At 38.1% G+C, this 14,040-nt stretch carries 16 protein-coding genes; 5 read left to right on the top strand and 11 right to left on the bottom strand.

Annotated elements, in window-relative coordinates; translation table 11 throughout:
- Positions 1-24 precede the first annotated feature (24 nt).
- Positions 25-1,092 (top strand): AI-2E family transporter, encoded by a 1,068-nt coding sequence (locus tag ACIQ0C_RS05510; protein WP_403057798.1) that lies wholly within the window; start codon positions 25-27, stop codon positions 1,090-1,092.
- Positions 1,093-1,283: 191 nt separating this feature from the next.
- Here ACIQ0C_RS05510 and ACIQ0C_RS05505 read toward each other — a convergent pair whose 3' ends face one another.
- A complete protein-coding gene (locus ACIQ0C_RS05505; protein ID WP_403057795.1) occupies positions 1,284-1,736 on the bottom strand; it encodes a YueI family protein in 453 nt (150 codons plus the stop codon).
- A gap of 225 nt (positions 1,737-1,961) precedes the next feature.
- On the opposite strand from ACIQ0C_RS05505, the gene ACIQ0C_RS05500 reads away from it, so the two are divergent.
- A complete protein-coding gene (locus tag ACIQ0C_RS05500; RefSeq protein WP_402837363.1) occupies positions 1,962-2,705 on the top strand; it encodes a L,D-transpeptidase family protein in 744 nt (247 codons plus the stop codon).
- Between the two features lie 398 nt (positions 2,706-3,103).
- Here ACIQ0C_RS05500 and ACIQ0C_RS05495 read toward each other — a convergent pair whose 3' ends face one another.
- The 10 genes from ACIQ0C_RS05495 to ACIQ0C_RS05450 all read right to left on the bottom strand — a co-directional run bounded on the left by ACIQ0C_RS05495 (position 3,104) and on the right by ACIQ0C_RS05450 (position 10,287).
- Positions 3,104-3,232: a hypothetical protein gene (locus ACIQ0C_RS05495; RefSeq protein ID WP_402837365.1), complete on the bottom strand. Its 129-nt coding sequence runs from the start codon at positions 3,230-3,232 to the stop codon at positions 3,104-3,106.
- A 110-nt stretch (positions 3,233-3,342) separates the two neighbouring features.
- A complete protein-coding gene (locus ACIQ0C_RS05490) occupies positions 3,343-3,765 on the bottom strand; it encodes a nucleoside 2-deoxyribosyltransferase (protein WP_402837367.1) in 423 nt (140 codons plus the stop codon).
- A 312-nt stretch (positions 3,766-4,077) separates the two neighbouring features.
- Positions 4,078-4,398 carry a type II toxin-antitoxin system HicB family antitoxin gene (locus ACIQ0C_RS05485; protein ID WP_403057792.1) on the bottom strand — a complete coding sequence of 107 codons (321 nt, stop codon included), beginning with the start codon at positions 4,396-4,398 and terminating at the stop codon, positions 4,078-4,080.
- Between the two features lie 110 nt (positions 4,399-4,508).
- Complete coding sequence (locus tag ACIQ0C_RS05480) at positions 4,509-4,790, bottom strand: DUF4190 domain-containing protein (RefSeq protein ID WP_402837371.1); 282 nt, start codon at positions 4,788-4,790, stop codon at positions 4,509-4,511.
- Between the two features lie 491 nt (positions 4,791-5,281).
- On the bottom strand, positions 5,282-5,932 hold the full coding sequence (locus tag ACIQ0C_RS05475; RefSeq protein WP_034307000.1) for an amino acid ABC transporter permease: 651 nt from the start codon (positions 5,930-5,932) through the stop codon (positions 5,282-5,284).
- Positions 5,933-5,946: 14 nt separating this feature from the next.
- Positions 5,947-6,585, bottom strand: a complete 639-nt coding sequence (locus ACIQ0C_RS05470; protein WP_402837374.1) for an amino acid ABC transporter permease — start codon at positions 6,583-6,585, stop codon at positions 5,947-5,949.
- Positions 6,586-6,692: 107 nt separating this feature from the next.
- Positions 6,693-7,520 carry a transporter substrate-binding domain-containing protein gene (locus tag ACIQ0C_RS05465; RefSeq protein ID WP_402837376.1) on the bottom strand — a complete coding sequence of 276 codons (828 nt, stop codon included), beginning with the start codon at positions 7,518-7,520 and terminating at the stop codon, positions 6,693-6,695.
- A gap of 22 nt (positions 7,521-7,542) precedes the next feature.
- Positions 7,543-8,271 carry an amino acid ABC transporter ATP-binding protein gene (locus ACIQ0C_RS05460; RefSeq protein ID WP_403057788.1) on the bottom strand — a complete coding sequence of 243 codons (729 nt, stop codon included), beginning with the start codon at positions 8,269-8,271 and terminating at the stop codon, positions 7,543-7,545.
- A gap of 439 nt (positions 8,272-8,710) precedes the next feature.
- Positions 8,711-9,121, bottom strand: coding sequence for a hypothetical protein (locus ACIQ0C_RS05455; RefSeq protein WP_403057784.1), 411 nt, complete (start codon positions 9,119-9,121; stop codon positions 8,711-8,713).
- Between the two features lie 263 nt (positions 9,122-9,384).
- Complete coding sequence (locus tag ACIQ0C_RS05450) at positions 9,385-10,287, bottom strand: AEC family transporter (protein ID WP_402837381.1); 903 nt, start codon at positions 10,285-10,287, stop codon at positions 9,385-9,387.
- Positions 10,288-10,514: 227 nt separating this feature from the next.
- Here ACIQ0C_RS05450 and ACIQ0C_RS05445 point away from each other — a divergent pair, with 227 nt between their 5' ends.
- The 3 genes from ACIQ0C_RS05445 to ACIQ0C_RS05435 all read left to right on the top strand — a co-directional run bounded on the left by ACIQ0C_RS05445 (position 10,515) and on the right by ACIQ0C_RS05435 (position 13,991).
- Positions 10,515-11,000, top strand: coding sequence for a nucleoside deaminase (locus ACIQ0C_RS05445; protein ID WP_402837383.1), 486 nt, complete (start codon positions 10,515-10,517; stop codon positions 10,998-11,000).
- 25 nt (positions 11,001-11,025) lie between these two features.
- Positions 11,026-12,789: an adenine deaminase gene (ade, locus tag ACIQ0C_RS05440; RefSeq protein WP_403057781.1), complete on the top strand. Its 1,764-nt coding sequence runs from the start codon at positions 11,026-11,028 to the stop codon at positions 12,787-12,789.
- Positions 12,790-12,932: 143 nt separating this feature from the next.
- A complete protein-coding gene (locus tag ACIQ0C_RS05435; RefSeq protein ID WP_403057778.1) occupies positions 12,933-13,991 on the top strand; it encodes a lactonase family protein in 1,059 nt (352 codons plus the stop codon).
- Positions 13,992-14,040 lie beyond the last annotated feature (49 nt).

Below are 14,040 nucleotides of genomic sequence, written 5' to 3'. Positions count from 1 at the left end.
GAGATGGAATTAGGGGGGATTGTCTTGTGGATCAATAAACCGTTTTTCAAATATGCTTGCGGGATCATTTTGATCATTTTAATTATTTTTTTACTAGGTAAGATTGACTATGTTCTACTGCCGCTACAAAAAGTCATCGCTTCCATGTTTTTCCCAATTATTGTGGCTGGGCTTTTATACTATATACTACGGCCGGTCGTTAACTTGTTAACTGAATTTATCCCGAGGTCAGCTAGCATCTTCACCGTGTTTTTGATTATATTTAGCATGATTGGGATGGTAAGTTACTTTGGAAGTCCTGTAGTCGTGGACCAATTTCAAAAATTATCTGAAAACCTCCCCAGCAAAGTCAAGGAATTCTCTAAGGAATCTGAAGTCATGATTGAAAAAAATGATTTTGGCATGGTAAATATGGAAGAGTTGAAAGAAAAAGCGGTAACGCATCTGAAAGATTATTCGGAAAAACTCATCGTGAATGTCCATACCATTTTTTCCACGATCACTAGTGTCTTAACGGTATTGGTGATTACACCATTCATTCTATTCTATTTCTTGAAGGATGGAGAAAAATTACGGCCATTTCTATTAAAATATATACCGAACGATGTAGAAACAGAGGGAAACAAGATTTTAAAAGACGTCGATAAAGCACTTTCCACTTATATTATCGGTCAATTCATCATATCAATCGTCATTGGGACCTTGATGTATGTTGGCTACCTTATTATCGGTCTCGACTATGCACTCGTATTAGCCTTATTCGCCATGATTTTTACCGTTGTACCATTCCTTGGTCCACTAATAAGCATCATCCCCGCCCTTCTCATTGCCTTACAGCAAGACATTGGGCTGGCAGTGAAAGTACTCATTGTCCTTGCCGTTGTTCAACAGCTCGAGGGGCACTTGGTTACACCGAATATTATGGGGAAACGGCTTAACATTCACCCACTTACCATTATCTTATTGCTGCTTGCTGCTGGATCAATATACGGATTCACTGGCATTTTAATCGCTATCCCCACTTATTCCGTAGTAAAAACGATAATAGGTAATTTCAGGAAGTTTTACAGGTTACGAAATAGGGTTACATAAACAGGAAAGGTTGTCTACTTACTTAATTAAAAGAGTGCTTAAAAATAAATACAAAAATCACTCTATCATCGTTTCAGACTGTAGACAAACTCTAAAGAAAGGGAATTTGAGGAAAACCTAGTCTTACTATCATGGTTGGGATAGACCATTCCGCCTTTTATAGACAAAATTAAAAAACGTTGATGGCTGTATCAACGTTTTTTAAATAATTTTTTAACACAGCGTTTGAAAAACGCTGTGAAGCTTTTCTTTTTGATGACTTGCTGTACATGATTTTTCTTCTCGATATAAATTTCTTCTTTGTTTATGGCATTATTTTCTGCTAATACTAGACCCAAATCGGAGTTATGATCTTTGTTTAGGACAATTTTGTACGGAATATTATGACTCATTGCCAATTTTATATATTTCCCTAAATATTGATAGTCCATCTGACCATTTAAAAACAAATTTGAACGGGGATACTGCTTCATCAATTGCTCTATCTCCGGATATACATTCGTTTCAAAGACTTGGCTATTTTTTAGGACGATTACGACCCTCTCCCGTAATGTGCCCAAAAATTCCCTTCTTTCACCAGGCTTGATTTCTTTTGGACCATGGATGCCTTGTTCTAGATAGTCCTCCACGTTTAGGCGTGACAATTCTTTCCCACCTCCACTTTCACTTCAATAATGTATGTAATATGACCAAAAATAGTGCCCATCATTCTTTAAGCATGCATAAAAGTAGAATTTGGTCCAAGTTTGACTTTTCCCATAGTTAATTAGTCTACCCTTATTTTAAAAAAATGTCACTTTAGCCTCACTTCATGCATAGGATAGTATATGTGTAAATGTAGGTTGCTTAAATGAGGGACGGGGAAAAACATGAAAAAATTAATTGTATTTGTATTGATTTTCGCCTTTAGTTTTTTGGGGTTCAGTAATACTTCAGGTGCGGCAGCAAGACAACTGATTATCATCAATAAAACCAATAATCAGCTTGCCTATTACGAAAATGATAAATTGGTGAGGGTATTCATCGTGGCGACAGGTAAGAAAGCTTCCTACACTCCTGAAGGAAAGTTCAAAGTAGTGACAAAGATTGTGAATCGTCCCTATTATAAAGGCAACATTAGAGGTGGAGACCCAAAAAACCCTCTAGGTAAAAGGTGGCTGGGGATCAATGCAAGGAATACACCAGGTAATACGTACGCAATACACGGCAATAATGATCCCACAACCATCGGGAAATATATAAGTGCAGGCTGTATTCGTATGTATAACGATGATGTTCAATGGCTTTACGATAGGGTGAGAATGAACACCGTAGTCTTGATTGCCAGTTCGAATAAATCATTTGCCAACATAGCTGCCACGAATGGATATAAAGTAAGCGGTTCTGTGAGCCTGCCGGTAAATTCAAACGCCACCCTGAAGAAAGGAAGCAGTGGCCCCCAAGTAATCGAACTACAAAAAAGATTAACTAAACTTGGATACAGCACTAAAGGAGTGGATGGGTCATTTGGAAAAAACACCGAAGCGGCTGTGAAGAAATTCCAAAAGTCCAAAAAACTTACTTCTGATGGTATCGTCGGACCAAAAACAAAAAAAGCACTAGGACTTAAATAATTTTCTCACCGATATCCACTGATTAGAGGATATCTTTTTTATGTTTTAACTGTACAACCAATACATTATTACCCATATCGGTTTTAATTTTCCACCATCAGTTATTAACTTTATGTTATAATTTATACATCAACAGCTAATCATAATCGCACTGTCATTACATACAAGGAGGTAATACAAATGTACGATGATATTCTCGTAACAACAATTAAATCAATTTTTGTTATCGGCACCATTTCGATGTTTGTGATTTTAGGATTCGTAAAAGGACGCAAGTATTAACTTTATCCACTTCATTAAAAAATCCTCACTTGCCTGATTACTTGTATTATTTTTATACAGGCAATCAGGTTATTTTCTCTATAAAAAAAGCATATCCTCTTTGGGCATGCTTTTCCTTACCAATTCCAATTATCCGTTTTATCTAAAAGTTGATCGATGTCAAATGTATCAAGATGGAATGGAACTGACTCTTCTGCTATCGCTTCAGTGGCTAACAATAATTGGTCGATATCAATAATGGCCAAAACAGTCCTCTCCCTTTTTTAATGGTCTTTACCCTCATTTTTAATCCATTAAACACTTCGGTCAAAAGAAATTTTATTAGTGGGTATCCTTAAAATTTTACATTTGACATTTATTTAAGATTCAATGAACCTTTTTCAGATCCTTCGGGAGAAAGCGTATGTATCAACTTAACCAGCTTATAAAAGGTCCCGCTGCAGATTGTTACCTCGGGCAGATTATGAAATATTGATTTTTTATTAATATGATAATTGTCTTTCTCAGGCGAATACACAATAATTTTCTTATTTAAAGATAAAGCATATCCAAGCTCATATAGATTACCTTTTCCTGCCGTTAGGAAAATCAGCATGAAATCGGCTTCCTCAATCCCCTTTTTTTCATAATCTCCAATGCCGTCCGTTATTTGGTTTTTCTCATCATTTGTAATTAAATTCAAGTCATTCACACAAGTAAACCCTTTTGAAGTCAATTTCTTGATCAATGATTTAACTTGCTTCAAATTTTTTTCGTCTGATGCTATATAATATTTCACACATACACCTCCAAAATATATAACTATTGATACTTTTTACCTATGTTACCTATACTATACCTATTCGTTATAAAGAACGCAATATCCTTTCTCCAAAAATAAAAAATAATTAAAGGGAAAAATTTTAGCGAAACAAAAAACCATCTTTCCTTTTACAGGAAATGATGGTTCTTTATATTTTATGCAGTGGTATCATTATCACCGTCGACTTCACCTTACTATGTACTGGTCTGACATTCCGGGTTACAAATTGTTCATTGAATTTCAGGAAATCCAAAATAAAAACCTTGTCCTTTAACCGGAAAGGTTTTTTTATTTTTCGTATGTGATATTTTCTATTTCAATCCTGAAGGGTGCAGCCTCGCATATATTAATTCCCCGATCCAGATTCACCTTTTCCATTTCGCTAGCATCCGGGATTGTTTTTTTATCGTGAATAAAATGTTCGACCATGGATTCCAACAGTTCTTGAGCACAAGCTAAGGCATCTAACCGATTTTTGCCGCTAACGGAAGAAATAATTCCTTCTCGCCTAAAATCCGGGAAACAAACTTGAACGGAAAAAGAGTCGATAATCAACGGGTGCTTCTCATAATAGAATACGGCTGGGTACTCAAAGATTTGAATGGTCAAAATATCATCCCTTCATACAATATTTAGGTTTTTATACTAATTATAACATGAATTTCCATTTTATATAGGTTTAATTTACTTTTCTTTGTTTGTCAAGTTAATACATACATTCAATAGGTTGATATGTCCGTATTAACTACGAAATAAAAAAACACTAGGAAAATCAGTATCATGAGAACATTCAAGATTATTCCAATTATGCTGCACACTTTTCCAGCTGTCACTAAACCATTTCCAGATTCACCAGTAAGCTTAATTTCTTGTTTACTCTTCGATGCAAATATTAACCCTAGAATACCTAATATGATGCCGATGAATGGAATAAACAGGGATAATACCCCCATGATCAATGATACAATCGCTTTGCTATTGTTTCTTTTAACTTCCGACATATATCCCACCTTCTTTCTTCCTTTATATATACGGTTATTAAAAGCAAAAGATTCATTTTTTGTTACACATTCATCACTAATATTCCAGTTGATTCCAGAAGCCCCTCCCTTTCAACCAGCGGTCTGCCAAGCTCTTCAATATATTGGGGCTTTCATAAAACAGTTAAAAAACATAAAGGATAACATGGAATTGTGCTTGGTTCGAGGTGATTCCAGCCTACGGTTTTTTCTTAAATTACATTCCAGGTGATTTCAGAAATCCACTCCCTTTCCGACTGTCTGCCAAGCCTCATCAAAGCAAGCGTCTGCGGGGTCTCGGCTAGCCAGTAATTTGGCAGGAGTGTCGCAAATTCCTTTAATCTACTAGCGGTTCCATCCAATTAATATATAAAAAAATCATGGAGTAAACCAAGTCTTGTTTTATGATTTGGTGTGAGACACTTCCGAACCTCCCAGTCAAGTAGAAAACGACTCATTTCTGAGTCGTTTTTTTAGGTGCGTTTCAATTCAAGTCTCTGGGCTACCAAAGAAAGGCTATAGTTAACTATGAAATACATGAGCGCCACCAGGATCAAAATCGGTATTAAATACTTTTGACTTTGTCCATATATGATTTGACCATGATGAGTCAGCTCCGGTAAAGAGATGACAACAGCTAAAGAGGTATCCTTTAATAAAGAAATGAATTGGCTGACAATGGGAGGAACCATGCGGCGCAGCGCTTGGGGCAGAATAATATGTATCAATGCCTGTGTATAGCTCAAGCCTGATGAACGGGCAGCTTCCATTTGGCCTTTATCAATGGATTTTAGCCCACTTCGGATGACTTCAGAAAGCATGGCTGATTCGAAAATTGTCAAGGCAACAATGGCTGCTGGTATGATTTCCAGTTTAATCCGTATCTCAGGCAAAGCAAAATACGTAAAAAATATTATTAATAACAGAGGTAAATTACGTACCGTTTCTACAATTAAAGCTAATATTTGTGATAACACCGGCACTTTTGCGTATCTGATTATACCTACAAGCCCGCCAATAATGAAACTTAGAATAATGGATATAAATGCTACCTGGAGCGTTACCCAAAATCCTTCTAATAAAAACTTAAGATTATCTGGTGTATAGGCACCTGCAAAATCCATATCTTATACCTCCCTCAATTACTCTTAGCCAGACGTTTTTCCAAATAACCAACGCCAAAACTTAAAGGAATGGTAAGTATTAAGTAAAACGCTGCAACAAAAATGTACACATCAAACACGACAAATGTCCTTGAAGAAATCAAATCCCCGTGGTACATAAGGTCGAGTCCTGCAACGACGGCTAAAATGGAAGAATTCTTTACTAGATTGATAAATTGGTTCCCTAAAGGAGGAATGACTATTTTAACTGCCTGCGGCAGTATGACGAGTCTCATGGCCTGCCCATATGTCAGACCTGAAGAACGGGCAGCTTCCATTTGACCCTTTGGCACGGAAAGTATGCCTGCCCGAATTGCCTCAGCAATGAAAGATGAAGTGTAAATGGTCAATGCTAATGTCCCTGCGTATAGACCGCTTAGTTTAAGACCGAGAAAGAAAAAAAAGGTAATGATCAATAACGGTATGTTCCGAATGAACTCGACATAGACGGTACCCAGCCAGTTTAACGGCTTTATTGGCGCAATCCGCATGATGGCAATTAGCACACCAAGAATCAAACTCGCTACCAACGCGACCAAACTCGACATGATCGTATTTTTAAAGCCTAATAAATACATATCCAGATTCTCTGTTAAAATGGAGAAATCAAGCACGGCATACAACTCCTTTAACTAGTAAGGATGAGCAAAACGCTCATCCTCACAGACAAATGTTCAAATGTCATTCAAGGCCAGCTGCCCATATACATTTGCTAAAATGTTTAATGTTTAATCCATTTATCATGGATTTCGTCGTACTTGCCTGAATCTTTAAGTGACTTAAGGGCTTTATTCAACTCTTCAACAAATTCAGCATTTCCTTTTTTCACGGCAATTCCATAAGGCTCTTCCGTAAATGTACCACCAACAAGCTCATAACTTGGATCTTCATCTGCCATTCCATAAAGGATGGAATCATCCGTAGTCAGTGCATCCCCTTGTCCGGATTTAAGTGCAGCGAACGCTTCGGAATAGTTTTCAAATTCCAGCACTTGTGCTTCAGGAGCTTTTTCACGGATATTTATGGAAGAAGTAGAGCCCTTGACGGCCAATACCTTTTTCCCTTTTAAACTATCAATACCCTTGATATCGCTGCCCTTTTTGACTAACAGAGATTGTCCGGCGTCGAAGTAGACATCAGTGAAGTCAACTTCTTTTTTACGATCTTCCGTGATTGTCATAGTTGCTACAATTGCGTCGATATCACCATTATTCAATAAGGCCATCCTAGTTTTAGAAGTCACTTCTTTAAATTCAACTTTATTCTCATCACCAAGGATTTCTGCTGCAAGGGCTTTGGCAATATCAATATCAAAGCCTTCTACCTCTCCAGTACTAGGATTCTTCAATCCGAATAGCCTTGTATCATTTTTCACCCCAAAAACGATCTTATCCTTTTCCTTCACTTGTGCGAGAACATCTTCTTCCTTACCTTTACCTCCACCCTCTTCAGCTTTGTCGGAATCATTCCCCCCGCCGCATCCAGCTAATAAAATGACAGCCAGTAATGATAGCAAAGATAATTTTAACCATTTCTTTTTCTTCAACATGAAATTCACCCCTGTTTTTTATTTAATGATTTAATATACGGCTAAGGAATAAACGAGCCCTCTCTTCACGAGGATTGGCGTAAAACTCAGCCGGTGATGCCTCTTCTAAAACCCTGCCTTCGTCCATGAATACGATTCGATCCGCTACTTCACGGGCAAATCCCATTTCGTGCGTAACCACCACCATCGTCATCCCTTCATGGGCAAGTGCTTTCATTACATCCAGTACCTCGCCAATCATTTCCGGATCCAAGGCTGAGGTAGGTTCATCAAAAAGCATGATTTCGGGTCCCATTGCCAAACCTCTGGCAATCGCAACCCGTTGCTGCTGTCCACCTGAAAGCTGGGAAGGAAATGAATTTGCTTTATCTCCAATCCCCACTTTGTCCAGATACTTCAGTGCAACCTTTTTCGCTTCCTCTTCGGATTGCCCCAGAACCTTCCTGGGAGCAAGCATGATATTCTCGAGCACGGTTTTATGGGGATACAAGTGAAAATGCTGGAAAACCATGCCGATATTCCGACGAAGTTTGTTTATGTCCGTTTTTTTATCCGCTACATTTAAACCATTTATTGAAAGGGATCCTTCCGAAATGGTCTCTAGACGATTAATGCATCGAAGCAGGGTACTTTTCCCTGATCCGGACGGCCCGATGACCACTACCACTTCCCCTTTCTTGATTGTAAGATTAATTTCTTTCAATACATGGAAATCGCCATAATACTTATTCACTCGGTCAAAAACTATCATAAATTAGCACCCCGCCCATAATCATTCTTGTAAAACTGAAAATTTACAATTATCAGAATTCTAAAAGCGTAAATATAGCATTCTCTTAACTCGAATCAAATCTTATGTATAATCCTTTCTTCCAATATTATTTCCCAATATTTCAATATTGATAGTGAAGCGACCATTTTAATTGTTATTTTAAACTAGTAATTTAAATAATATATTCAATATTCTCATTTTTTATTATATATAACATTTCTTAAAATTACCATATAAACTTTAAATTGTTACAAACGATATCATATTTCATGATATTATTGCTATATTTCATAAAAATGATAAATTTAAACTGATATCCCCTTGGAAAAATTCCCTCTTTTTGTAAAAAGTCAGTTATTTCCCGAAAGCTGAATAAGGTTTAAAGAATACAAAAAGACAGCAATTGCTGTCTTTTTCATCATTCCTTTATCGCATCTTCAAACGGAGCTGAATATAAACCCTTTGGCGCCAGCATATCCGTATCCGATTCACGAATTTCCCCATTGTGGGTATATCGACCTGCTGAAAAAAAATCAAACAAATCACTTTCCTTATGTATGATTAAGAAATAATCGAATAAATCATCCATAAGTTCCTGATGTTCATCTATTTTCATGATTTCGCCATATTCATCAATATCAAAGTTTTCATTAATCGCATCTTGAAGCTCCTCATTATTTGAATACACGATATAAAAATCGACATCTCCGCACTCCATGCAAAGCAAGAGTTTTTCTTCCAGTGCTTCTTCATAGGTTTTCAGCACGATTTCCTTTAGTATGGCATCAATCTTTCCAGTATTAATCAGTTTAATTTCAGTCTGGAACACAAAACCCCTCCAATCAAATATAGGCATTTAAAAAAACGCCTGTTTAACAAGCTCACTCTTTAATATTAAATGAAATTGTTGAATATCATTTTTAATAACACCTAAATGCAAGGCCATAAGTTCATTAACCGCGATGGGAACCTAGACCAAGATCTGGTAATCAAGGGCCATGCTTATAATTTGGCCGGATCGAGTTTATTAGGTAGAAAACCTCCGATTCGTATTTATAATAAGTTTGCCCACATAATTAGAATCATAATCTTCTATAATACGAAGAAAAAGATGATTGGAAGTGTAACCAGGCTTAATGATGTACTAATGAACGTAGCACTTGAAACGAATTCAGGCTCCGTATTGAATTGGAGCGCATACATCGTAGTGTTTGCCGCCGTTGGCATGGCAGCTACGATGATCATGATATGCCTGACCATTTCACCCACTGGCAAGGCAAGTGATAACAGGAAGGCTATTGCTGGTGAAACGGCAAGTTTAAGAAGAAGCGAAACTGATAGCTTTCGATAGGCAATTTTTTTCAGGGAGATGTTGGCCAGCTGCATTCCCAATGTAATCATGATTGTTGGGATTGCTGCGTTTGCAACAAGGTTAATAGCTTCCATAACCGAATTGCTTAAAGGTATGTTCACGAACTGAAATACTGTACCTGCTAAAGCTCCATAAACAATTGGCATCCGGCATACCGCTTTAATTGCTGTTTGAACTCCGTTACCTTCCGGACTGCCCTTTGCTGCGAAGTATATGCCAATCGTGCACATCACTAACTGCTGTCCCACCATAAGGATGATTGCATAATCGAGTCCTGCGGCTCCGAATAACAGGAAAATGACGGGTGTTCCGTAATTCCCGTTATTCATGAAGGCCGATGCCAATATCATGCCGCTTGTTTCAGTGACTGTATAATTGCGAAAAAAAGATATTATGTAGACTACCAGTATGAGAGATAGGCAAAGTACTATCGTGAATAAGAACAGGTAAAAATAATTAATCGTAAATTCTGCGGAATAAAAAGTCCGGAATACAAGAAAAGGTGACATTAAATATAATGCCATCGTGGAAATCGATTTTGTATCAAGTTTAAACTTTTTCTGACCGATGAACCCTAAAACAAATATACCGAATATCGGTAAAAGAACTCCCAAAAAACCCATGCATATCACCTTCATAATTTTAATGATTTTCTTCTAACAATATCAGTTTTATAATTATTTGTAAAAATTCTTATAAACCACTTTAAAGTGCACGTCATATATTCTAACATAAAATGATTTTTCTTTATTTTCAGAAAACAATATTCCATTTCTGATTGCATATGGTATATTGTTTATTATATTTACGTTAAAAAACGTAACATTAACACTTTTGGGGTTATTACTATATGAAGGGGTGTTTTTTAGTGGATGTAAAATTCATGGAGATGGCTGTTCGGCTTGCATATGAAAATGTACTGGCGAAGAACGGAGGACCTTTTGGTGCTATAATCGTAAAAGATGGCAAAGTCGTAGGCAGAGGATGTAATAATGTGACAACGGCCAACGATCCTACAGCGCACGCCGAAGTACAGGCGATTCGTGATGCATGCAGGAATCTCGACAGCTTCCAGCTTACAGATTGTGAAATATACACTAGCTGCGAACCATGCCCCATGTGCATCGGTGCTATTTATTGGGCACGTCCAAAAGCCATTTATTACGCATGCACTAAAGAAGACGCTGCACTTATTGGCTTTGATGATCACTTTATATACCAAGAACTTGCCCTGCCAATGGAAAATCGCACAATTAAAATGAAACAATTGTCTTTTAATGACCACGATTTACCCTTCCGAACATGGGAAACCAATACTGAAAAAGTGAAATATTAACCGGTTATATATTGCCTAAGGGGTTATGAATATGAAAAAAAACTTGCTTAAAAGGAGAATTGACGTTGCAACAGGAAGAACACCTGCGGATTGCGTCATTAAGAACGGGCAAATCATAGATGTTTTCAATGGTGATGTCTATACAGGCGACATTGCGATCGCCGATGGTTACTTTGCTGGAATTGGGCGTTATGAGGGTATTTCGGAAATCGATGCTGCAGGAAGATTCGTATCCCCTTCCTTCATTGATGGCCATGTTCATATAGAATCATCGATGGTCAGGCCTTATGAACTCGCAAAAATCCTACTTTTACATGGTGTGACCTGCATCGTTGCAGATCCTCATGAAATTGCCAATGTTTCTGGCAAAAAGGGCATGGAATATATGATCGAACAATCCGATCAACTTCCTTTTGACTTTTACTTCATGATGCCCTCTTGTGTGCCTGCTACGGAGTTTGAACATTCCGGTGCGGTCTTAAGAAGTGAAGATTTAATTTCCTTTTATCAAAACCCGAGAGTGCTTGGTTTAGCCGAAGTAATGAATTTCCCAGCCGTTTCACATACAGATGAGGATATGCTGCAAAAAATATACGATGCAAACAGACTTGGCAAAAGCATCGATGGCCATGCAGCTGGATTATCCGAACAACAGCTCGATGTTTATCTGAGTGCAGGCATTAAAACGGATCATGAATGCACTACAGCGGAAGAGGCAAAAGTAAGACTGCGTAAAGGAATGTATCTTATGATCAGGGAAGGCACCGTCGCCAAAGACTTAATTAACCTGATTCCAGTTATTAATGAGCAGAATTTCCGCCGTTGTTTATTCGTCACCGATGACCGGCACCTTGACGATATTGTATCTGAGGGGAGTATCGATCACAACGTTAGACTTTCCATAAAGACAGGTGTCCCGCCAATTACCGCCATTCAAATGGCGACCATTAATGCAGCAGAATGCTTTGGTTTAAAGGAACAAGGTGCAATTGCACCTGGATACAAGGCAGATTTCCTTCTATTGGATGATCTTGATTCAGTCATAATCCACTCGGTCTTTAAAGATGGAAACCTAATGGTTCAAAATAATCGTTTGCTTAACTTTCCAGCTGATGAGAAAGAGGTTATTGATGACGGGTTGAAGCGCTCTGTTCATTTTCATGAAATAACCGGGGAAGATTTCGCGATACCTTTAAAAACTGAGTTCGCTAATATTATTGAGATAACTCCAAACAGCTTGATTACAAAGCATTCGATTGAATCGGTCACACTTAATCATAATGGTCTATTTCAGTTCTCCGAACATGTTGATCATCTAAAACTTGCTGTTATTGAACGGCATCATATGACCAAACGAATGGGTCTGGGAATCGTCAAAGGGCTCGGTTTGAAATCAGGTGCAATTGCCACGACAGTAGCCCATGATTCACATAATTTGATCATTGCCGGTACGAATGATCAGGATATGCTGCTGGCAGCTAAGGAAATCAAAAAAATGCAGGGTGGATTGACTGTAATCCAAAATGGGGAAATACTCGCTTCCCTTCCGCTTCCAATAGCTGGATTGATGAGTGAGCGTAATTATATGGATGTGGTTCATTCATTGAAAAAAATCGATGAAGCCCTATTGAAACTCGGTGCTAACAGTCATTTCAACCCTTTTCTTACACTTGCATTCTTGGCGTTACCTGTCATCCCTGAAATCAAACTGACGGATCAGGGTTTATTTTCCGTTTCTGAGTTTAGGCATATTTCCATCGAAGCCTCAAAGCCAGTCGATTTAATTTGACCCCTAGTCGGGTTTTTTTCTTATCACCCCAAAAATTTCTAAAAGAAAAAGGTTCCAACTCAACATAAACCGGGAAAAGGATATATGGATTTCATCTATGTTAAAATAAAAATAAACACAAATCTTTCTTGGAGGAGATAAATATGGCAAAACATGATCAACAGAACATTATTGGATACATAGGCACTTACACAAAAGGAAACAGCGAAGGTATTTACCGATTTACTTTAGATACAGCAGAAGGAAAACTCAGCACACCGGTTCTTGCAGCAGAATTGACCGATCCGACTTATGTCGCCATCAGCCAGGACAAAAAGAATCTTTACGCCATTTTAAAAGAAGCGGGCAGCGGCGGAGTTTCAGCCTATTCAATTAATGAAGATTCAGGTGAGCTTACCTTCTTGGGCAAACAACTGACACCAAATGGCTCTTCCTGCCATATAAGTGTCGACAGCAAGAAGCAGGTCTTGATCACTTCCAGTTATGGAGAAGGCGTGATTGAATCATACCCGCTTCATGGCGATGCGACCCCTTTGCCTGTATCATCCACTGTTCAACATGAAGGTCAAGGACCGAATGTTGAACGTCAGGAAAAAGCACACACTCACTTCGCTGGTTTCACGCCGGATGAAAGGTTCATTGCTGTAGTCGACCTGGGAATAGATAAAGTAATTACATATAAAATAAATAATGGGGTTTTGAAAGAAGTAAACAGCTTATCTGTTGCTCCCGGCAGCGGACCACGGCATTTGACCTTCCACCCAAACGGAAAATATGCGTATGTCATGGCAGAACTTGTACCAGAAGTCATTGTTTTGAGCTTCGATAGTCAAACCGGAAGTTTTTCTGAATTACAAACGGTACGGACCGTCCCGGAAGATTTCAAGGAAAATAACCAAGGAAGCGCCATTCATATTTCTGATGACGGGCAATTCATATATGCCGCAAACCGAGGACATGATAGTATTGCCGTTTACCAAATCAATCAAGAAACAGGCAAACTGGCATTCGTGGAACTGGTTTCAACCGAAGGACATTGGCCACGTGATTTTTCATTGGACCCTAGCGGAAAATTCCTGATCGCTTCTAATGAACAATCAGGAAACTTGACACTATATGCCCGGAATGAACATGACGGAAAATTAACATTATTGCAAAAAGATGTTCAAGTTCCCTTCCCTGTTTGCGTAAAATTCTTATAATCCATAATAAAAAAGGATTGAAGCTTGTACTACAGCTTCAATCCTCTTT

Origin of the sequence: Peribacillus sp. NPDC096448 (assembly GCF_044762675.1) — a bacterium.
Taxonomy (GTDB): domain Bacteria; phylum Bacillota; class Bacilli; order Bacillales; family DSM-1321; genus Peribacillus; species Peribacillus frigoritolerans_B.
This window is presented reverse-complemented; position numbering and strand designations above follow the sequence as displayed.